Origin of the sequence: Microbacterium sp. No. 7, from assembly GCF_001314225.1 — a bacterium.
GTDB lineage: Bacteria > Actinomycetota > Actinomycetes > Actinomycetales > Microbacteriaceae > Microbacterium.
The window spans coordinates 1,972,270-1,992,764 of record NZ_CP012697.1 but is presented as its reverse complement, the minus strand read 5'-3'; the positions used below and the strand labels follow the sequence as shown (position 1 = coordinate 1,992,764).

Below are 20,495 nucleotides of genomic sequence, written 5' to 3'. Positions count from 1 at the left end.
GCTCACAGTCCGACCGCGCCCAGCATCGTGGCGAGCTTGGCGCCCGTCTCGCGCACCTCGGCGTCGGGGTCGGAGCCGGCGACGATGCCCGCCCCGGCGTACAGCCGCAGCCGGTCGCCCTCGAGCACGCCGGCCCGGATGGTCACGGCGAACTCGCCGTCGCCGTCGGCGTCGACCCAGCCGACCGCGCCGGTCAGCGGGCCCCGGTCGCTCTCCAGGCGCGCGATCACGTCGAGGGCCGCGCGACGCGGCACGCCGCCGACCGCGGGTGTCGGCTGCAGCAGCTGCGCGACGTGCAGCGCGCTCAGCGCGCGGCTCGAGGGATCGGCGAGCTCGGCGCGGATCTGCGTGCCGAGGTGGTGCAGCGTGTCGGTCGAGATCACGCGCGGCGCGGCGTCGGCCTCGATGCGCACGCAGTGCGGGCGGAGCATGGCGACGATCTCGTCGACGACGAACGCGTGCTCGGCGAGGTCCTTCGCCGACTCGGCGAGCAGCGCCGCGCGCTCCAGGTCGCGCACCGGGTCGTCCGAGCGCGGCACCGAGCCCGCGAGCGGGAAGCTCACGAGGTCGCGGCCGGTGCGCCGCACGAGCAGCTCGGGGCTCGCGCCGATGAGCTGCGGCGACTCCGGCCCGTCGTCCAGCGGCACGCCGAACACGTAGCGCCCGGGACGACGACGCAGCAGTCCGCCCAGCACGGCGGCCGGCTCGAGCGGGGGCGTGCTGAAGACGTCGAGCCCGCGGCCCAGCACGACCTTCTGCACCGCACCGGCGCGGATGCGCTCGAGCGCGAACCGCACGTTCGCGGCGTACTCCTCGGGCGTGGGGCGCGCCTCGATGCGATGCGACCGCTCCGGGTCGTCGCCGGAGGGCGCCTCGCGCCCGCGATCGTCCGTGCCGCCCGAGACGACGTGCGCGACACCGGGGCCGTCGGGCTCGAACGAGAGGGCGGCGACGGCGCGCTCCCCCGGCGCCAGCCCGCCGATCACCTCGTCCGCCCACGACGATCCCGCCCCGCGCAGCGTGCGCACGACGGCGCCGTCGACCGTCGTGTCCCCCGCGAACAGCACTCTCTTCTGCCCCGTCATAGCGACGCACCTCCATCTACGAAGATCTGCTGCAGCGTGATGTGCCGGGCGGCATCCGACAGCAGAAAGCACACGAGCTCCGCCACGTCGCCCGGGTCGGCGATGCGCCCGAGCGGGATGCCGACGCGGAACGCCGCGGGGTCGCCGCCGATCGCCGCGCGCGCTCCCGCCTCGGCATCGGGCCAGAGCGTGCGCTGCATGGGCGTGTCGGTCGAGCCGGGCTCTACGACGTTGCAGCGGATGCCGCGTTCGGCGAGCTCCAGGCCCGCGCATCGCGTGAGAGCCGACGCGGCGGCCTTCGAGGCGGCGTAGGCGAGCATGCCCGTGCGCGGCACGCGCGCGGCGTTCGAGCTCACGACGACGACGGAGCCGCCGTCGCGCACGCGCGGGGCGCCGTGCCGCAGCAGGTGGAAGGGACCGGTGGCGTTGACGTCGAGGTGGCGCTGCCAGGCGCCGGGGGTCGTGTCGTCGAGCCTGCCGGGCTCGAGCACGCCGGCCGCCGAGACGAGGCCGTCGAGGGGGCCCCGGGCCTCCGCCCGCGCGAACGCCGCGGCCACCGCGTCGTCGTCGGCGACGTCGGCCGCGAGGACGAGCGTCGCCGCCGCACCGGCTCGCGCGGTCTCGGCGGCGACCGAGTGCAGCCGATCAGCATCGCGGTCGAGCAGGGCGAGCGACGCGCCGGCCGCGGCCAGCCGCAGGGCGATCGCGCGCCCGATGCCCGACGCGGCGCCGCTCACGGCGAACGCGGCCGGCGGCACCGGGGACGTCGCCGGGACGCCGAGGCCGGCCCGCATCGATTGCACATTCATCGGTTGAATATTAGCCCAGGCTAACCTATGCCGTCGACGCCCTGTTTCACCTCCTGACACCGCGCCCGGAAAGCATGGTCCGCGCTAAGGCATGCCTATCCTTGGGAGCGATGAACGCGCCCCGGATGGTCCCCGTCTCCCCCGTCACGGATGCCGAGAGCACGGCGGATGCCGCCCTGCGGCCCCGCTGGTTCGGCGTGCGCTGGCCGCTGTGGTTCCAGGCTCCGCGCGAGCCGCTGACGTCGGCGCCCATCGCGTACGACGAGGGCACCACGCCGACGCGGTTCACGTGGCGGGTGATCGCCGCCGCCTGGTCGTACACGGTTCCCGCGACGCTGCTGCTGATCGTCGGCCAGGTCGCCGCCGCCATGCTGCCGGTGATCGCGGGCCTCGCGATCGACCGGAGCATCGCGACGGGCGATCCGGGCGCCCTCGTCTGGTGGCTGGCGGTGCTGCTGGCCGACATCGCCGTCATGTCGATGGGCTTCCGGTTCGGCTCGCGGATGGGCTTCTTCGGCATGCAGACCGTGCAGCACCGGCTGCGCACGCAGGTCACCGACCGCCTGCTGCACCCCGCAGGCATGGCCGATCGCCGGCTCGACGGCGCCATGCTGTCGATCGCGACGAGCGACGTGCTGCGCCTGGCCGCGAGCCGGCAGCTCAGCCTCTATCCCGTCGGCGACCTCGCCGCCGTCGTGGCCTGCGGGGTGGGCCTGCTGGTGATCGACGTCGCGCTCGGCGTCGCCGTGCTCGTCGCCGCCCCGGTGCTGCTGTGGGTCATGACGATCGCCGGGCGCCCGCTGCAGCGCCGCAGCGCGCAGCAGCAGGTCCTCGTCGCGGCGGCGACCGGCCAGGGGTCCGATCTCGTCGCCGGGTACCGCATCATCAAGGGCGTGCGCGCCGAGGCCGAGGCGGCCGCGCGGTATCGGGTGGCCAGCCGCACCGCGCTGCAGAGCGCACTGGCGGCCCGCACGACGCGCGGCCTCTACGTAGGGTCCATGAACATCGTGACCGGCCTGTTCATCGCCGGGCTGACCATCGCGGCGGCGGCGCTGGCGCTCGCCGGCCGCATCAGCGTGGGAGAGCTGATCGCCGCCGTCGGCCTGATGCAGTTCCTGATCACCCCGCTCACCGCCCTGCCGGCGGGTGTCGGCGCGGTGTGGGCGGTCGCGATCGCCTCGGCACGGCGCGTGCTCGACCTGCTGCGCACCCCGTACGCCGTGCCGCCCGGCAGCGTCGCCGTGCCGCCGAGGGCGCTGCCCGCGCCCGCGACGGCGCCCCCGCGGATCGCGCTCGACGACCCGGCGCTCGGCGGCGCGTCCGGCATCGTCGTCCGTCCGGGCGAGTGCGTCGGCATGCGACTCGACGGCGTGCGCGCACGGCGGCTCGTCGACGCGCTCGCGCTCGGGCGCGGCATCCGGCTCGACGACGTGCCGGGCGACGGACTGCCCGTCGAGGACTACCGCACGCGGGTGCTGGTCGCCCCGCACTCCGCCGACCTGTTCGACGGCAGCATCGCCGACAACCTGGTCAGCCCCGGATACGACGACGGCCGCGTGCTCGAGGCGCTGCACGCCGCGGCGTGCGACGACATCCTCGACGTGCTGCCCGACGGCATCCGCAGCCACGTCGGCGAGGGCGGCACGCGGCTGTCGGGCGGGCAGCGGCAGCGCATCGCCCTCGCGCGGGCGTATGCGGCGGATCCGCCGGTGCTGGTGCTGCACGACCCCACGACGGCCGTCGACTCGGTGACCGAGGCGGCGATCGCCGAGCGCCTGCGCGCCATGCGCGCCGGGCGCTCGACGCTGCTGATCACCGGCTCGGGGGCGCTGCTGTCGGTCTGCGACCGCGTCGTCGCCGACGAGGCGGTGCGGGCGTGAGCGGGATCGAGACGGGCGCCGAGCGGATGCCGGAACGCCTGCCCATCGCGAACGGGCGCGACACGGCGCGCACGATCTGGAGGGCGCTGCGCGGACACCGGTGGACGCTGGTGCTGTCGATGCTGGCGTCCGCCGGCGGAGCCGCGCTGAGCCTGGTCACCCCCGCGGTGCTGGGACGCATCGTCGACGACATCTCCGCGCGCGCCGAGGTGCCGGTGTGGACGTACGGCGCGGCGATCGCGGGCGCCTCGGTCGCCTCTGCCGCCCTGTCGGCGGCGGGCGTGATCGTCGCATCGCGGGTCATGGAGCGCGTGCTCGCCGACCTGCGGGAGCGGCTGGTCGGCACGGCGCTCGATCTGCCGCAGCAGCGCGTCGAGCGGTCGGGCACGGGCGACCTGGTGTCGCGCGCGAGCGACGACGTCGGCCAGGTGTCGGAGGCGCTGTCACAGGTGCTGCCGACGCTCTCGGCGACGGTGTTCACGATCGCGCTGACGGTGGCGGGGATGACGGTGCTCGACTGGCGCTACGGCATCGCCGTGGTCGTCGCGCTGCCGCTCTACGCGCTCGCGCTGCGCTGGTACCTGCGCACGGCTCCCCAGATGTACGCCGCCGAGCGGGCGTCGGTCGGCACGCGGGCGCACCATCTGCTCTCGGCGCTGCGCGGCATCGACACGGTGCAGGCGTACCGGCTCACCGACCGGCACGCCCACCGCATCGCCGACGCGTCGTGGGACGTCGCGCGCTGGTCGCTGCGCGCCCGGACCGTGCTGACGATGTTCTTCGGCCGCCTCGACCTCGCGTTCGGCGTCGCGCTGGCGATCGTCATCGGCACCGGGTTCTGGCTGGTGGACGCCGGGGTCGGCACGCTCGGCGCCGCGACGACCGCGGTGCTGTTCTTCCTGCGCCTGGGCGGTCCGATCCGCCAGCTGATGATGGTCGCCGATGTGCTGCAGTCGGCGACCGCGTCGCTCGCGCGCATCGTCGGCGTGATCGGCATCGCGCCCGACGCGGCCGAGCGAGCGGACGGGTCGCCGGCCGGCGGGCGGGTGCGCATGCACGGGGTCGGCTTCGGCTACGAGCCCGGCCAGCCGGTGCTGCACGACGTGACGCTGCTCATCGACGAGGGCGAGCGGGTCGCCGTCGTCGGCACCTCGGGCGCGGGGAAGTCGACGGTCGCGGCGCTGCTCGCCGGCATCCACGCGCCCGTCAGCGGATCGGTGCAGCGGCCCGGCGACACCGTGCTCGTCACGCAGGAGAGCCACGTGTTCGCCGGCACCCTGCGCGACAACCTCACGCTCGCGGCGCCCGGGGCGAGCGACGACGAGGTCGTGGCCGCGCTGGCGGCGGCGGGCGCGCACGACCTGCTCGACCTGCTGCCCGAGGGGCTCGACGCGCCGGTGGGGTCGGCGGGGCACCGGCTCACGGCGGCGCAGGCGCAGCAGCTGGCGCTCGCCCGCATCGCGCTGGCCGACCCCGACCTGGTCATCCTCGACGAGGCGACCGCCGAGGCCGGGTCGGCGCACGCGCAGGCGCTCGACGACGCCGCGGATGCCGCGCTCGCCGGCCGCACGGGCCTCGTGATCGCGCACCGCCTGTCGCAGGCCGCCGCCTGCGACCGCATCGTCGTCATGGCGCACGGGCGCGTCACCGAGACCGGCACGCACGACGAGCTCGTCTCCGCCGACGGCGAGTACGCCCGCCTCTGGCGCGCCTGGGACACCCCGCCCCCGACGGTCGGCCCACCGGCATCCGGGTAGTTCCGCGTCGCGGACCATCAAACGGGTTTCGATACGCCCGCTCCGCGGGCCACTCAACCAGCGGGGTGTGGGGCGAACCACACCCCCGAAACCCCACCCCGCCCCACCCACCCCGCTGATCGAGTGCCCGCGGCGGAGCCGCGGGCGTATCGAGATCCGTGTAACGGACCGTTAGACCGGTTTCGATACGCCCGCTCCGCGGGCTACTCAACCAGCGGGGTTGGGGCGAGCGAGCGGGGTCGGGGCGAGCCGCGCCCGCGCCCCACCGCACCCACCGAGCACCCCCGAAACCCCACCCCACCCACCCCGCTGATCGAGTGCCCGCGGCGGAGCCGCGGGCGTATCGAGATCCGTGTAGCGGACCGTTAGACCGGTTTCGATACGCCCGCTGCGCGGGCTCCCCAACCAGCGGGAGGGGACCGCTTCACGCCCGAGACACCGGGACGGCGTCCGGGTCCGAAGCGGGCAGGCGGCACGCGAAGCCGCGGCAGTCGTGGGCGAGACCGGGCGTGTCCGCCTTCCCCTCGAACAGCGCGAAGCCGGCATCCGCGAGCGCGCTCGCCTGGTCCGCCGTGACGCACGCCACGAGGTCCGCGTCGGCGCGGAGCGCCGCCTCGCGGAGCGGCGCCGCACCGTCGACGACGACGATCTGCCGCGGGGGCTCGACGAGTCCCGCCGCGGCCCGGAGGTATGCGGCGTGCGCGAACGGCTCCCTCCGCGCCCGCTCGGCGTCGCGGGCGACGATCGCGACCGCGGCCTCGCGGTACCGCTCCCCCGCGCCGAGCCGCCAGGCGGTGAGCGCCGCGAGCGCGAGCGACGACGGCCCCGACGGCAGATCGCCGTCGCCCTCGCCGCCCGCCACGGCGAGCCCGTGCGCGGCGAGCACCGGGTCGGCGGCGAGCCTGCCCTCGAGCGCGTCGTCGAGGACGTCGCGCGCCCGCACCGCCCACGAGGCGGCGCCGGTCGCGAGCGCGAGCCCGAACAGCCCCTCGGCCAGCAGTCCGTGATCGGCCGCGGTGGCGACGGCGTCCGACGCGACGCCCGCCACCGAGGCACGCACGAGCCGCCCTGCGGCATCCCGGTTCACCCGCAGGATCGTGGATGCCGCGGTCGCCGCCGCGTCCACCCATTCCCGCTCGCCGAGCACGGCGCCCGCGCGGGCGAGCGCCCCGATGGCGAGTCCGTTCCAGCCGGTGATCGCCTTCTCGTCGACCGCGGGCCGCACGAGCGCGGGGCGGTCGGCGAGCGGATGCCGGTAGTAGCCGCCCTCGCTGCGGGCCCCGTCGATCGTCGACTCGGAGTCCTGCGCGGCACCGAACGCCCCGCCCTCGAGCCGCAGGGTGTCGAGGAGGAAGCCGGCGATGCCCCGGGCGATCTCCGGGGATCCCGCGTCGAGGGCGACGTCGAGCAGCTGGGCGTTGTCGGTCAGCATCCGCTCGTAGTGCGGCACGCTCCAGTCGCGGCGGGTCGCGTAGCGGAAGAAGCCGCCGTCGAGGTCGCACAGCTCCGATCCCGCCATCGCCGCGAGCGCACGCGAGGCGGAGGCCGCGGCACCCGGGGCCTCGCGCCGCACGAGCGGCGTCTGCAGGAAGCGCAGCACGGTCGCGACGGGGAACTTCGGCTCGGAGCCGAACCCGCCGTGGACGAGGTCTTCGCCCGCCGCGATCGCGTCGGCCGCCGCCGCCAGCGCCGCGGCATCCGGGGGCGTCCCGGGAGCGTCCGCCGGGATCGAGGCGAGCGCCTCGGCGACGGTCGCAGCCGCGGACTCGAGCCGGTCGCGGCGCCGCGTCCACGCCTCGCGCACGGCCGCGAGCACGTCGACGAAGCCCGCCTGCGACGGCCGGGCGACGGGCGGCCAGTAGGTGCCGGCGAAGAACGCCCGCCCGTCCGGCGTCGCGAACACCGTGAGCGGCCAGCCGAGGCCGCGGGTGAATAGGGAGGCCGCGGCCATGTAGGCGGCGTCGACGTCGGGATGCTCCTCGCGGTCGACCTTGACCGCGACGAAGCCCTCGTCGATGCGCGCCGCGATCGCCGGGTCCGAGAACGACTCCCGGGCCATCACGTGGCACCAATGGCAGGTCGAGTACCCGATCGAGATCAGCAGCGGCACGTCGCGGCGCTGCGCCTCGGCGAACGCCTCCGGCCCCCACGGGAACCAGTCGACGGGGTTGTCCGCGTGGGCGCGGAGGTAGGGGCTGAGCGCGTTCTCGAGCCGGCGGGCCATGCCTCCACGGTACGCGCCCCGTCGCCGATGCGGGGATGCGCGTACCGTGGAGGCATGGCCCGGTCGGCTATGACGCGGCGGCCTCCGCGGCGAGCATCCGGCGTCTCTCGGCCCGGCGTTCGGCCTGCTTCTCGGGGTCGAGCAGCGGCGACGCGAACAGCAGCTTCTTCGTGTACGGATGCTGCGGATGATCCGTCACCTGCAGCGCGTCGCCCTGCTCGACGATGTCGCCGCGGTAGATCACCGCGACGCGATGGCTCAGGTGGCGGACGACGTCGAGGTCGTGGGAGATGAACAGGTACGACACCTTCGTCTCGTTCTGGATCGACAGCAGCAGGTCGAGGATGCGCGCCTGCGTCGTGAGGTCGAGGGCGCTCACCGGCTCGTCGCACACGATCAGCTTCGGGCTGAGCGACAGCGCCCGCGCGATCGCGACGCGCTGCCGCTGGCCGCCGGAGAACTCCCGCGGCAGCCGGTCGAGGGCGCCCGCGGGCAGCCCCACCTGGTCGAGCAGCTCGTCGATCCGCGTGCGCGCGTCGCGGCGCGAGACGCCCTGTGCGCTGAGCGGCTCGGCGAGGATGTCGCCGACCGTCATCGACGGGTTCAGCGACGAGTACGGGTCCTGGAAGACGACCTGCACGTCGTTGCTGAGCCCTCGTCGGGCGCGGCGGCTGAGGTGGGAGATGTCGCGGCCCTCCAGGAGGATCCGTCCCTCGCTCACGGGGGCGAGCCCGAGCACGGCCCGGCCGATCGTGGTCTTGCCCGATCCCGACTCGCCGACGAGTCCGAGCGTCTCCCCCTTGCCGATGCGCAGCGAGGCGCCGCGCACGGCCTGGAAGATCTCGCGCTTCAGCCCGCGCTTGCGGTAGTTGACCGCGAGGTCGTCGATGACGAGCAGGTCGTCGTTCTGCGCGCTCATTCCGCGCCCTCCTTGTCGGTCGTGAGGAGCATCGTGCGCGGCTCCTTGCCCTCCAGCGTCGAGTCCAGCAGCATCCTCGTGTACGGGTCCTGCGGGTGGCGCAGGATCTGCGTCACCTCGCCCGACTCGATGAACTTCGAATGGCGCAGCACGACGACGCGGTCGCACAGGTCGGCGACGACGCCGAAGTTGTGCGTCACCATGACGATGCCCATGTCGAAGCGCTTCTGCAGGTCGCGGAGCAGGTCGAGCACCTCCGCCTGCACGGTCACGTCCAGCGCCGTCGTCGGCTCGTCCGCGATCAGCAGGTCCGGCTCGCACGACACCGCCCCCGCGATCAGCACGCGCTGCGCCATGCCGCCCGAGATCTCGTGCGGATAGGAGCGGAACGTGCGCTCCGGGTCGGCGATCCCCACCGTCGCGAGCAGCTCGAGCGCACGCTTCTTCGCGTCGGCGCGCGACATGCCCATGCGCTTCACGAGCGGACGGGTCAGCTGGTAGCCGACCGTGTAGGCGGGGTCGAGGTTCGACATCGGCTCCTGCGGGATGTACGCGATGCGCACGCCGCGCAGGGGGTCCATCCGCGACGCGGAGATCGCCCCGTTCGCGGAGCTCACGAGCTCGATGCCGTCGAAGACGATGTGGCCCTCGGCGACGACCGCCTCGGAGGGCAGCAGCCCGAGGATCGCGAACGCCGTCTGCGACTTGCCCGAACCCGATTCGCCGACGATGCCGAGCACCTCGCCGCGGTCGACGTGGAAGGAGAATCCGTCGACGACGCGGCTCGCCGTGCCGTCGGGCCGCGGGTACTCGATGGAGAGATCTGAGACCGAGAGCAGGTGCGGGCTCGTCTCGACGGCGCCGGTGGATGCCGCGGCCCGCCGCCCCGGGGTCTTGCGCGGCTGCGTCTTCCTCTTCGCCTTCTTGGTCTTCTCGCCCTCTTCCAGCGCATCGCGCAGGGCGTTGCCGAACAGCGCGAACGCCGCCGTCACGATCGAGATCGCGGCCGCCGGCCACAGCAGGCCGATCGGGTTGACGTAGATGTTGCGGAACGCCTCGTTGAGCATGACGCCCCACGTCGGGTTGGAGGGGTCGCCGACGCCGAGGAACTCCAGGCCCGCCTGCACGTTGATGGCGATGCCGGCGACGAGCGACGCCTGGATGATGATCGGCGCGCGCACGACCGTGAGCACGTGCCGCGCGATGATGCGCCCGTCGGAGAGGCCCGACACGCGGGCGGCATCCACGTACAGCTCTCCGCGCACGGTGATCACGGCGGTGCGCACGAGACGGAAGAAGCCGGGGCTGAGCAGGACGCCGAACACGACCATCGCGAGCCACAGGTTCGGCCCGAAGGCGGCGCGCGCCGCGAGCAGGATGATGATGCCGGGCAGGGCCATGAGCATCTCGGTGAACCACGACGAGATCGAGTCGAACCAGCGGCCGTAGAAGCCGGCGACGAGACCGGCGGGCACGCCGATCACGAGGCCCACGCCGACCGCGACCATGGCCGCGGCGAGGGTGAGCAGCGTGCTGCTGACGAGCTGCGAGAAGATGTCGCGCCCCGCGCTGTCGGTGCCGAACCAGAACTCGGGCCCGGGCGGCTTGAAGATGTTGCCGAGGTCGATGGTGCTCACGTCGTGGGGCATGATCCACGGCGCGAGCAGTCCGACGATGAGCGTGAGCGCCAGGATGAAGACGGAGATCGCGCCGAGCGGCTCCCGGATCACCCGCAGGAAGGTGTTGCGCTGCGGCCGGCGGCCGGCCACGAGCGACTTCACGGACGTCGTGTTGAGTGCGGGCTGGGTCATGACAGTCGCGCCTTCGGGTTGAGCCACGCGACGGCGAGGTCGATGGCGAAGTTGACGATGACGACGATCAGGATCGTGACCGTGACGACGCCCTGGATGATCGGGATGTCGCCACGGGCCGTCGACTGCACGGCGAGGTAGCCCATGCCGGAGATGTTGAAGATCTGCTCCACGATCACCGAGCCGCTGAGCAGGCCGATGATCTGCAGGGAGAGGATCGTGAGTCCGGGCGGGGCCGCCGATCGGAGGACGTGCTTCCAGAGGATCTCCCGCTCGCCGATGCCGCGGCTGCGCAGGGTGCGCACGTAGTCGCGGCGGAGCACGTCGATGAGCGCGCCGCGCACCTGCTGCGCGGTCGCGGCCACGGTGCCGACGACGAGGGCCGTGACGGGGAGGACGAGCGACCACGCCCATCCCCCGAGGCCCTGCTCGATCGGCACGTAGCCCGTGGCGGGGAAGATGCGCCAGTTGATCGCGAACAGCGTCACGAGGAGCATCGCGATGATGAACCCCGGGACGGCATAGCCGACGATCGCGAGCACCTGCACCACGCGGTCGGCCCAGCCGCGCCGCACGGCGGCGGCCATGCCGAGCGCGACCGCCAGGATCGCCGAGAGGACGATGGTGACGATGACGAGCGACAGCGTGACGGGAAGGCGGCTGAGGATCGCCGAGGTCACGGGCTCGGAGGTGAACCACGACGTGCCGAGGTCGCCCTGCAGGGCCCCGATCGCCCATTGGAAGTAGGACTGCAGGACGGGCTGGTCCAGGCCGAGCTGGACCAGCCTCGCCTCGATCATCTCGTCGGTCGCCTCGAGCCCCGCGAGGCGGGCCGCGATGTTGCGTCCCCCGGAGAACACCATCACATAGGTGAGCAGGGTGACCACGAACAGCAGGAGCACGCTCATGCCGATGCGGCGCAGCAGATAGCCGATCATGTCTCTCCTCGGGCCGGCGGGTGCGGCGGCTCATGCGAACCGCCGCACCCTCTCCGGCGCTCTGATGCCGTCGGACGGCTTCCGGTCAGCTCGCCGGCCGGAAGTTGTACAGGAACGGGATGGACGCGGCGTACTGCGCGTCGACCTCGAGCCGCGGCGAGTGGTAGTAGCCGTAGGGCTGCGCATAGATCGGCACGATCCAGGCCTGCTCCATCACGAAGCGGTTCAGCTCCTCGGCCCCGGCCTTCAGCTTCTCCTCGTCGAGGAAGTTCGCGCGCATGTCCGCGATGATGCGGTTCGCCTCGGGGTCCTCGATCTTGAAGGTGTTGAACGGCTGGGTGGGCGCGGCCGACATGGCGCCGTTCCACGGGTCGGGGCGGTTGCCCGCCGACCAGAGCACGGTCGGCATGTCGGGGCGGATGAGGCCGAACGCGTCGCTGGCGACCAGCTCGTTGACCACCGGGACGAGGCCGATCGAGGTGAACGCCTCCTGGATGACCGCCTTCACGGCGGGGTCGGTGTACGTGAGCCACGTGACGCCCACCTCGGCGCCCTCGAAGCCGGCCTCGCTCACGAGCTCCTTGCCCTTCGCGGGGTCGTAGGGATACAGCTCCTCGAGCTCCTCCAGGTAGCCGTCGACGCCGGGCGCGTACAGCTGGGTGTTCATGGCGGCGCGGCCGTTGAAGAGCGACGCGGCGATCTTCTCGCGGTCGAACGCGTAGTTGAGCGCCTGCCGGACGCGCACGTCGGCGATCGCGGCCGACTTGGTGCCGTTGCGGTCGGTCAGGTGCAGGCCGTAGCCGGCGTTCTCGGTGCCCACGTAGATCATGCCCGCGCCCTCGACCTGGTCGGCGGAGCTGAGGTCGACGTTGACCGCGTCGATCTGGCCGCTGACCAGCGCGTTGACGCGTGCCGTCTGGTCGCCGATGATCTGCAGGTTGACCTTCTCGAAGTGCTGCAGGTCAGGGTTCCAGTAGTCGGGGTTCTTCGTGAACCAGAGGTTCTCCCCCACGCTGCTGGCCGTCGCGTCGTAGATGTAGGGGCCCGTTCCGACGGGGTTCGTCTTGATCTCCTCGGTGCCCAGCTTCTCGGGGCTGCCCATGAAGCCCGACCCGTTCGCCAGGTACATCAGCAGGTAGGGCTCGACGTCGGAGAGGACGATGTCGACCGAGTACTCGCCGGTGACGACGACGTCCTGCACGAGGCGCAGGTTGCCCGCGGTCGCGCCGGTGCCATCGCGGTAGTGCAGGATGTTCGCCTTGACGGCCTCCGCGTCGAACTTCGCGCCGTCGGTGAACGACACGTCGTCGCGGAGCTCCATGGAGAGCGTCTTCAGGTCGTCGCTGAACTCCCACGACGTCGCCAGCATGGGCTCGAACTGGCCGTCCGGCGTCAGCAGGATGAGCGAGTCGTACGTGGTCTGGAAGACGAAATGCTGCTCGCCCGCGAGCGCCTGCTCCGGGTCGAGGGAGGGAGGTCCGGCGTGCTGTGCGATCGACAGCACCGTCACGGCGTTCGATGACGCGCCGTCGCCGCCGGTGCTGCCGCTGCCGCCATCACCGCCTCCGCCGTCACCACCGCCGGCGCAGCCGGCGAACAACAGGGCCGAGACGGCCACGACGGCCGCCAGGGAACGGGGAAGCTTCACAATTTCTCCTTCGAAATCACGCTCGGTTTTGTCACCTTAGGACGCGGCGGCCCAAAATCCAACTGCCACTTGATAGATTTTCATAAACGGGTATCCCAGTTGCTCCCACGAGGGCTTCGGGAAGGCCCGTCGACGCCGGAGCATGCCCGCCAACGACGGTCGCGGCATCGCCCGTCGTCCCGGGGTTCGCCCGCGGGGCTCGGCCCGGCACCGCAACAGATCGAGGAGGATCGCGTGAGCGAAGAAATCGTCGCCATGATCAAGCAGGCCGACAGCAGGATCGAGGACCTCTCGCTGCTGGACGGACGCGTCACCGGGTTCCGCGTGCGCGTGGAGGATGCCGGTGACGCGCCGCTCGTCGTCTACCTGCACGGCGGCGGAGGCGGGGCGTTCGAGTGCCTCACACCCGGCCGGTCGGCGCTCGGCACGGCCGCGGACCACGGCATCCCCGGGTTCTCGCTGAACCGGCCCGGGTATCACGGCAGCGAATGGCTCGGCGTCGGCGCCACGGAGGACGACGCGCTCTACCAACCGACCGCGAAGGTCATCGACGACGCCCTCGCCGACCTCTGGGAGCGCTTCGGCGGCGAGTCCCGGGGCATCGTGGTCTACGGCGCGTCGGTCGGCGGCGCGGTCGCCATCGACCTCGCGAGGATCTGGGGCGAGCAGGCCGCGACGGGCAGCAACCGCTGGCCGCTGATCGGGCTCATCGCCACCGACGTCGGGCACGCGAAGACGCAGGAGGCGTTCGACTGCTGGAATGCGACGGAGGTCAAGGAGGTCGTCGACAGCGTCGCCCCGCTCGTGCAGCAGTACTTCGACTTCGGGCCGGACTGGTGCCGCTTCGGCTCGCCGGGCGAGGGCGGCCGCGCACTCGTCATCCCGCGCGCCGAGATGCTCGAGATCACCGGCGGCTGGGCGCGTCGCGCGCTCGATCAGGCCGCGTCGGTCACGGTGCCGGTGCTGTATCGCGTCGGCGAGTTCGACCCGCTGTGGCTGACGGAGGACGAGCACATCGCCGCGTTCAACGCCGCGCTGCGCACGTCGTCGCCCTATGTCGACGGGGGGCGCGTGGACGGTGCGAGCCACGGCATCACGGGTGGGCCGCGGGGCGCCTCGTGCATCCTCGAGTTCGTCGCGTTCCTCGAGCTGTGTCGCGCGGCCGCCAAGGAGCCGCGCCTCATCGACCACAGCAAGCGCTGAGCGACGGCCGCATCATGGAACAGGCGATCATCGACGCGATCAAGGCATCGGACGAGCGGATCGAGGAGCTGTCCCTCGACGGCGGCCGCACCACCGGCGTGCGACTGCGCCTCGGCGACACGGGAGACGCGCCGCTCGTGATCAGCATCCACGGCGGGGGCGGCATCGCGTGGGGCGCGGTGGTGCCGGGCGCGTCGGAGCTCGGCAAGTATGCCGACCTCGGGATGCCGGGATTCGCGCTGAACCGGCCCGGCTACGGCGGCAGCGAGTGGCCGGGCATCGACCCGACCGTCGACGACCGGTACTTCCCGATCACGGCCGAGCGCTTCGACGACGCGCTCGCCGAGATCTGGGAGCGCTTCGGCGGCGCGTCGCGCGGCATCATCGTCCACGGCGCGTCGACCGGCGGCGCGATCGCGATCATGCTGGCCGCGCGCTGGGGCCGGCGCGACGTCGCGGGCGAGGCGCAGCGGTGGCCGCTGCTGGGCATCTCGGTGACCGATGTCGGGCACGACCCGTCGCAGCGGGCGATCGACGTGTGGAAGTCGACGAGGGTCGTGGACTTCTTCGACGACCTGCTGCTGCAGCTGCTCGACAACTTCGACCTCGGCCCGTCGTGGTGCCGCGTCGAGATCCCCCGCACGACCGTCGCCGAGCTGACGCCCCGCGTCGAGGCCACCGAGATCTCCTCGGGAGGCTGGCCCCGCATCGCCCTCGGCGAGGCGTCGGCGGTGACGGTTCCGGTGCGCTATCGCCTCGGCGAGTTCGACCCGCTGTGGAAGACCGGCGACGAGCAGATCGCCGAGTTGGCCGCCGCGTTCCGTACGCGGTCGCCGTACGTGGATGCCGCACGCGTGGACGGCGCGAGCCACGGCATCGGCAGCGGGCCCCGCGGACGCTCGGAGGAGCTGTGGCGGTTCTCGTTCCTGGAGCTGTGCCGTGCGGTGGCGGCTGAGCCGCGGCTGGTGGATCGCACGAAGCGCTGAACGTGCGGCGGAGGGCGCGCGTACCGGCGGGAGCCGGGGCGCGTGCCCTCCGTCGTGCGGCGCGGGTGTGTCTGTTGCGGGAGCGTTTGATTGCTCAGTCGGTGACGGCGGCGATGGCCTCGATCTCCACGAGCTGCTCGTCGTAGCCCAGGACCGTGACGCCCAAGAGTGTGCTGGGTACGTCGTGCTCGCCGAACGCGTCGCGCACGACCTCCCACGCCGTCACAAGGTCGGCCTGCCGCGCTGACGCGACCAGCACGCGCGTGCTGATCACATCGTCGATCGTCGCACCGGCCGCCGCCAGCGCGCGCTTCATCGTCTCGATGCACGCGGCCGCCTGGCCGGCGTAGTCGCCGACGGCGACAGTCGCGCCGTCCTCATCCAGAGGGCAGGAGCCTGCCAGGAAGATCAACCGCGCATCCTTGGGCGCTGTCGCGGCGTAGGCGTACTCGGCAACGTCGGAGAGCGTGGATGCGCGGATCAGGCGGACGGCGCTGGGCATGGGTCCATCCTGCCAGGGTGTTGGTGGGCCTGTCGGGGGTGGGTTGCGCGGGCGCTGAGGGCGCGTGATGGGTGGACTCGGACCGAGAACAACTGAGGGGCTCGGACCAGGTGACGCCGCGGGTGCCGATCCGGCTAGAACCCGCGTGATTCCGTGGTTCTCATGCCGACAACGCTACCGGTACCTACCGGCTGATGCCGGCCGATCCGGGGGTTTCTGGTCACCAATCTGGTCACCTGAGCAGGCTCCGAAGGCCGCCCAGCGCACTTGTCCCCAGGCGTGCGACAGAGCCATCAGGGCGTCCAACCCGGGATTCCTGCGCCGATGAGACGACGACGCGGCTACCCCGAGATTCTCGCCGCCGAACTCTCCCTGCAGCGCCAGCGTGCGCTGGATGGTGGCGCTGAGGTCCGGGTCGATGCTAGTGATGCAGCCAACCAGAGTGTCCGCCACCGGCGCTGGGCGTAGGGGTGTCATATATAACAACGCGGGTCGGGGCGCGTCCTGAAGGAGGCAACGGTGTCACATGAAGCCCAGGTCAGATCTGGGTTCTTTCAAAGAAATGTAGGGGTTATTGCAGCATTCGTTGCAGTTCCACATCGATTTCTTGCCTGGCTTCGAGTCTCGACGGGCGGTGTCTCAGATCGGGGATGGCAGCAGGGCGAGGTCGGATAGTAGGTAGCGCCGTCTGACGCGCCGCATTCGTTCGTCGTCTCCCCAGGGTTCGATGGTGATCGTCAGGAGGCCGAGTTCGTCTAGTTCCTTCGTGGCGCGAGTCCAAGTGTCGTCCGACATGCCGTACTGCGGCTTCCGGTAGCCGTCCATGAACTGTCCGTCCGGGTGCTTGTTACCTCCAAGCAACTCGCGGAGGGCGACGTAGACAGCGAGCGCTCGGCCAGAGAGCTCGAATATCCATCCTGCTTCCCAGAGTTGGATGGGAAGCGTTACCCATCGCGCTCCTCCGGTGGTCGTCCATATCTTCTCCCGAGCCGTCTGGTTGCAGGAGTGTGATCTGAGCGGGTTTTCCGGGTCGAGGAGTTCGGTCGATGAGTTGCCGCGAACTGAGCCATTTCAGGGCTTCGTTCACACGTCGACTACCTGAGGCTTCCGGAAGGTCGAGCAGCCGGGCATAGCCGGCGGAGGTGCGAGGGGCGACGGTGCGCGGCGGCCTCGTCGCTTGCATCGCCAACGTGAGGTAGAGCTTCAGTCGGACGCTGCCGCCCTGACCACCTGCCATGAGTTGCGCGAGCATCGGGGGCTCATCCCCGATCGAACGAACGAACTCCACGGGGAACTGGACACTTGCCGTGCGCTTGGATCGGGCAACCGTGGCCTTCATCGCTGCGACTGCATCAGCGGATACCATCAGTTCGCCTCCCGGAGCTCATGTCGTTTGTAGCGGAGTAACAGGGAGTCCGGGGGTACATGGGGTCCTCTGGGGTACCCGTACTTCTTATGGATACCGCTGCAAGCGCACTCTTGCCTCCGCTGTTGAGACGATGCTACTCCGCTGATAGTGGGTGTGTAACTCCGCTACGAGCGGTAGTTCGCTCCGCTTGGATAGTGAGGGTGAGCGCGTTGCATCGAAGTGAAGCACAAGCCAAGGTGGAGGTACATGACAGACGATGCCCCTCTGTCGGTCAGGACAGAGGGGCATCTGACAGAACGAAAGGAGCAACCCATGAGTCGCGGATTCCGTCTTACCGTCCGTATCACTGTAGCCGGACTCGAAATCACAATCGAGCCCTGGTAGCTCAGGGGGAGAGCGTCATCGGCGCTCTCCCCCTGAGTGTCGACGGCGCTTGAGAACTGATCGATAGCGGCGCTCGAAAAGTGGACACTCAACGATTGGAGAGTGATCACTTTGGAAGACTGGGCGCTGATCAGGAGGCTGGCTTCGGACGGGGTTCCGAAAGCGCAGATCGCGGCGCGGTTGGGGATCTCGCGGACGACCGTGATCAAGGCGGTGAACTCCGACGGGCCGCCGAAGTATGAGCGGTCGCCGCGGCCGACGTCGTTCACGCCGTTCGAGGTGCGGGTGCGGGCGTTGCTCGCCGAGCATCCGCGGATGCCGGCGACGGTGCTCGCGGAGCGGGTTGGTTGGGAGGGCTCGATCCGCTGGTTCCGGGACAATGTCGTGAGACTGCGACCTGAGCATCACCCGGTCGACCCGGCGGATCGGCTCTCGTGGGCGGCGGGCGATGCGGCTCAATGTGATCTCTGGTTCCCGCCGCGGAAGATCCCGCTCGAGGACGGCACGACGGCGCTGTTGCCGGTGTTGGTGATCGTCGCGGCGCATTCGCGGTTCGTGACTGCGCGGATGATCCCGACCAGGAAGACGGAGGATCTGCTGCTCGGGCACTGGGATCTCATCCAACGGCTCGGCGCGGTCCCGCGGCGGCTGATCTGGGACAACGAGTCCGGCATCGGGCAGCGCGGCCGCCTCGCGCAAGGTGTTGCGGCGTTCGCGGGGACCCTCGCGACGAAGGTCGTGCAGCTGAGGCCCTACGACCCGGAATCGAAAGGGATCGTGGAGCGCCGCAACGGCTGGCTCGAGACCTCGTTCATGCCCGGCCGCACGTTCACTTCCCCGGCGGACTTCAACGCCCAGCTGGAGGGCTGGCTGGAGAGAGCGAACGCGAGGGTGGTGCGGACGATCAAGGCACGCCCGGTCGATCTGATCGGCCACGACCGTTCACGGATGCTCCCGTTGCCGCCGATCCCGCTGCAACTGGGCTGGCGAGAACGAGTCCGCCTCGGGCGGGACTACTACGTCCGCCTCGACGCGAGCGACTACTCCGTCGATCCCGCCGCGATAGGCCGGTTTGTCGACGTAATCGCCGATCTCGACCGTGTTCGGGTGCGCCTGGAGGACAGGCTGGTCGCTGACCACGCGCGGGTCTGGGCGCGCGGCTCCACGATCACCGATCCCGCACATCTGGAGGCCGCGAAACGGCTGCGGCAACAGTTCCAGACCCCACGTCCTGATCCCGTTGATGACCTGGCGCGTGATCTCGCGGACTACGACCGGGCGTTCGGGATCGAAGGAGTCGCCTGATGGCTACCTCGAAGACCAGCGAGTCGGTGAAGCAGATCACCTACCTCGCCGGCGCACTCAAGGCACCCCGGATCACGGAGGCCGCAGCCCGGATGGCGGACCAAGCACGCGACGCCGGGTGGTCGTTCGAGGACTACCTCGCCGCCGTCCTCGAACGCGAAGTGAGCGCTCGCAACGCTTCCGGCGCGGAGCTGCGGATCAAAGCGGCCGGGTTCCCGAGCCGGAAGACGCTCGAGGACTTCGACTGGGACGCGCAACCAGCCACTCGGCAGCAGATCGCGGCGCTCGCTTCGGGAGGGTTCCTCCTCGAAGCGCAGAACGTGGTCCTGCTCGGCCCTCCCGGAACCGGGAAGACCCACCTCGCGACCGCGCTCGGAATCGTCGCCGCCCGCCACGGGCACCGAGTGCTGTTCGCGACCGCGACCGACTGGGTCACCCGCCTCACCGACGCCCACCGGCAAGGCAACCTCCCGAAAGAGCTCGCCCGGCTGCGGCGTTACGGGCTGATCATCGTCGACGAAGTCGGCTACCTCCCGTTCGAACAAGACGCAGCGAACCTGTTCTTCCAACTCGTCTCCAGCCGCTACGAGCACGCGTCACTGATCCTGACCTCGAACCTGCCGTTCTCCAGCTGGGGAGGGGTCTTCGGCGACCAGGCCGTTGCCGCCGCGATGATCGACCGCATCGTTCACCACGCCGACGTCCTCACCCTCAAAGGCGCCAGCTACCGACTCCGCGGCCGCGGCATCGACAGCCTCCCCAGCATCCGCACCACCACCGACGAAACACCTAGCTAGACTGCCCGCAACCGTTCACTTTTCGAGCGCCGAAAGCGTCCAGAGTTCGAGCGCCGCCGACACTGAGCCTTCTCAGCCTGCATCGAGCAACCGAGAAGGCTCGCACGCCGCAATCGCAGAGCGCCCATCCCCGCATCGGCAAAATAGGAGGATGAGCCTCGACCACATGGACACACCCTCCGAGGGAGTGGTCGTGGAGCGCCTGCGTACCGAAGCGACCAACTGGATCAATGCGGTCTCGCTTCAGTCAGGACGTGTGGGCCGCCGCTTCCGTAAGCAGCATCCCGAGCAGGTGGAAGTTCAGGCCCTCGAAGTCGACCTGCACTTCTTCCTCGTGGCGGTGGTTCGTCTCCGCCGCTGCATCGAACGCACCGCCAAACGTGTCACTGGACTCGATGCTCCCCTCGGTAAGCGCCTCCATGCCTTCGACGGCGAAGTGCCGTGGTTACTCCGGGTCAGAAACGTGAGCGAGCACATTGACGAGTACACCCTTGACGAAGGTCGCGACGGAACAGTTAGCCGCCAGCAGGTGCAGACCTGGTACCTCGACGTCGCCGAGGACGGCGGCCCGATCTGGGGCTGGCTCGGCGAACGACTCGACATCGAGCAGACCGAGAAGGCGGCACTTGCCCTCTACCGCGGTTTCCTCTCCGACTGTGAGGCATGGATCATGACAAGACCGGACGATCACAGCTCAGGAGCGAAGCCGACCGTGTGACCGAGCCGAGCTTCCCCAGACACCGAAACTCGCAGAGGTCGTACTAGCGTCAGAGATCCCATGTGGTATTTCCGCAATCCCACCTATAATTCTCTGCCCAGTAATGCTCTCCTGGCCAGAGACTTCGCCGCCACCATCGCCCACACGACTCCGCCTATCC

16 protein-coding genes are annotated in these 20,495 nt (G+C 70.9%); 7 read left to right on the top strand and 9 right to left on the bottom strand.

The window, feature by feature from the left end; translation table 11 throughout:
• Nucleotides 1-2 precede the first annotated feature (2 nt).
• Both AOA12_RS09070 and AOA12_RS09065 read right to left on the bottom strand, forming a co-directional pair.
• A complete protein-coding gene (locus tag AOA12_RS09070) occupies nt 3-1,085 on the bottom strand; it encodes an isochorismate synthase (protein WP_054682187.1) in 1,083 nt (360 codons plus the stop codon).
• Nucleotides 1,082-1,894: an SDR family oxidoreductase gene (locus AOA12_RS09065; RefSeq protein WP_197281100.1), complete on the bottom strand. Its 813-nt coding sequence runs from the start codon at nt 1,892-1,894 to the stop codon at nt 1,082-1,084. The genes AOA12_RS09070 and AOA12_RS09065 overlap by 4 nt, the downstream gene beginning before the upstream one ends.
• 110 nt (nt 1,895-2,004) lie before the next feature.
• On the opposite strand from AOA12_RS09065, the gene AOA12_RS09060 reads away from it, so the two are divergent.
• Complete coding sequence (locus AOA12_RS09060; RefSeq protein ID WP_197281098.1) at nt 2,005-3,774, top strand: ABC transporter transmembrane domain-containing protein; 1,770 nt, start codon at nt 2,005-2,007, stop codon at nt 3,772-3,774.
• Complete coding sequence (locus tag AOA12_RS09055; RefSeq protein WP_231637217.1) at nt 3,771-5,531, top strand: ABC transporter ATP-binding protein; 1,761 nt, start codon at nt 3,771-3,773, stop codon at nt 5,529-5,531. The genes AOA12_RS09060 and AOA12_RS09055 overlap by 4 nt, the downstream gene beginning before the upstream one ends.
• Before the next feature lie 424 nt (nt 5,532-5,955).
• Here the strand turns inward: AOA12_RS09055 and AOA12_RS09050 are convergent, their stop codons facing one another.
• From AOA12_RS09050 to AOA12_RS09030, 5 genes are all read right to left on the bottom strand, one after another.
• Nucleotides 5,956-7,755, bottom strand: coding sequence for a thioredoxin domain-containing protein (locus tag AOA12_RS09050; protein ID WP_054682181.1), 1,800 nt, complete (start codon nt 7,753-7,755; stop codon nt 5,956-5,958).
• 67 nt (nt 7,756-7,822) lie between these two features.
• Complete coding sequence (locus tag AOA12_RS09045; RefSeq protein WP_054682178.1) at nt 7,823-8,674, bottom strand: ATP-binding cassette domain-containing protein; 852 nt, start codon at nt 8,672-8,674, stop codon at nt 7,823-7,825.
• Nucleotides 8,671-10,485 (bottom strand): dipeptide/oligopeptide/nickel ABC transporter permease/ATP-binding protein, encoded by a 1,815-nt coding sequence (locus AOA12_RS09040; RefSeq protein ID WP_054682176.1) that lies wholly within the window; start codon nt 10,483-10,485, stop codon nt 8,671-8,673. Before AOA12_RS09040 ends, AOA12_RS09045 begins: the two co-directional genes overlap by 4 nt.
• The gene (locus AOA12_RS09035; protein ID WP_054682174.1) at nt 10,482-11,423 is read right to left on the bottom strand and encodes an ABC transporter permease; all 942 of its coding nucleotides are present in this window, start codon (nt 11,421-11,423) and stop codon (nt 10,482-10,484) included. Before AOA12_RS09035 ends, AOA12_RS09040 begins: the two co-directional genes overlap by 4 nt.
• A gap of 85 nt (nt 11,424-11,508) precedes the next feature.
• Nucleotides 11,509-13,071: an ABC transporter substrate-binding protein gene (locus AOA12_RS09030; protein WP_054682172.1), complete on the bottom strand. Its 1,563-nt coding sequence runs from the start codon at nt 13,069-13,071 to the stop codon at nt 11,509-11,511.
• Nucleotides 13,072-13,305: 234 nt separating this feature from the next.
• Here AOA12_RS09030 and AOA12_RS09025 point away from each other — a divergent pair, with 234 nt between their 5' ends.
• Together AOA12_RS09025 and AOA12_RS09020 are read left to right on the top strand one after the other, a co-directional pair.
• Nucleotides 13,306-14,274, top strand: coding sequence for an alpha/beta hydrolase family protein (locus AOA12_RS09025; RefSeq protein ID WP_054682170.1), 969 nt, complete (start codon nt 13,306-13,308; stop codon nt 14,272-14,274).
• Between the two features lie 14 nt (nt 14,275-14,288).
• A complete protein-coding gene (locus AOA12_RS09020; protein WP_054682168.1) occupies nt 14,289-15,260 on the top strand; it encodes an alpha/beta hydrolase family protein in 972 nt (323 codons plus the stop codon).
• A gap of 94 nt (nt 15,261-15,354) precedes the next feature.
• Here AOA12_RS09020 and AOA12_RS09015 read toward each other — a convergent pair whose 3' ends face one another.
• Nucleotides 15,355-15,762, bottom strand: coding sequence for a RidA family protein (locus AOA12_RS09015; RefSeq protein ID WP_054682166.1), 408 nt, complete (start codon nt 15,760-15,762; stop codon nt 15,355-15,357).
• Nucleotides 15,763-16,401: 639 nt separating this feature from the next.
• The gene (locus AOA12_RS09010) at nt 16,402-16,587 is read right to left on the bottom strand and encodes a hypothetical protein (RefSeq protein WP_054682164.1); all 186 of its coding nucleotides are present in this window, start codon (nt 16,585-16,587) and stop codon (nt 16,402-16,404) included.
• A 1,030-nt stretch (nt 16,588-17,617) separates the two neighbouring features.
• Here AOA12_RS09010 and istA point away from each other — a divergent pair.
• The 3 genes from istA to AOA12_RS23555 all read left to right on the top strand — a co-directional run bounded on the left by istA (nt 17,618) and on the right by AOA12_RS23555 (nt 20,335).
• On the top strand, nt 17,618-18,820 hold the full coding sequence (istA, locus tag AOA12_RS09005; protein ID WP_082405821.1) for an IS21 family transposase: 1,203 nt from the start codon (nt 17,618-17,620) through the stop codon (nt 18,818-18,820).
• A complete protein-coding gene (gene istB / locus AOA12_RS09000) occupies nt 18,820-19,617 on the top strand; it encodes an IS21-like element helper ATPase IstB (protein ID WP_054678490.1) in 798 nt (265 codons plus the stop codon). Before istA ends, istB begins: the two co-directional genes overlap by 1 nt.
• A gap of 151 nt (nt 19,618-19,768) precedes the next feature.
• Entirely contained in the window at nt 19,769-20,335 is a 567-nt protein-coding gene (locus AOA12_RS23555) for a hypothetical protein (RefSeq protein ID WP_197281095.1), read from the top strand.
• Nucleotides 20,336-20,495: the final 160 nt, after the last annotated feature.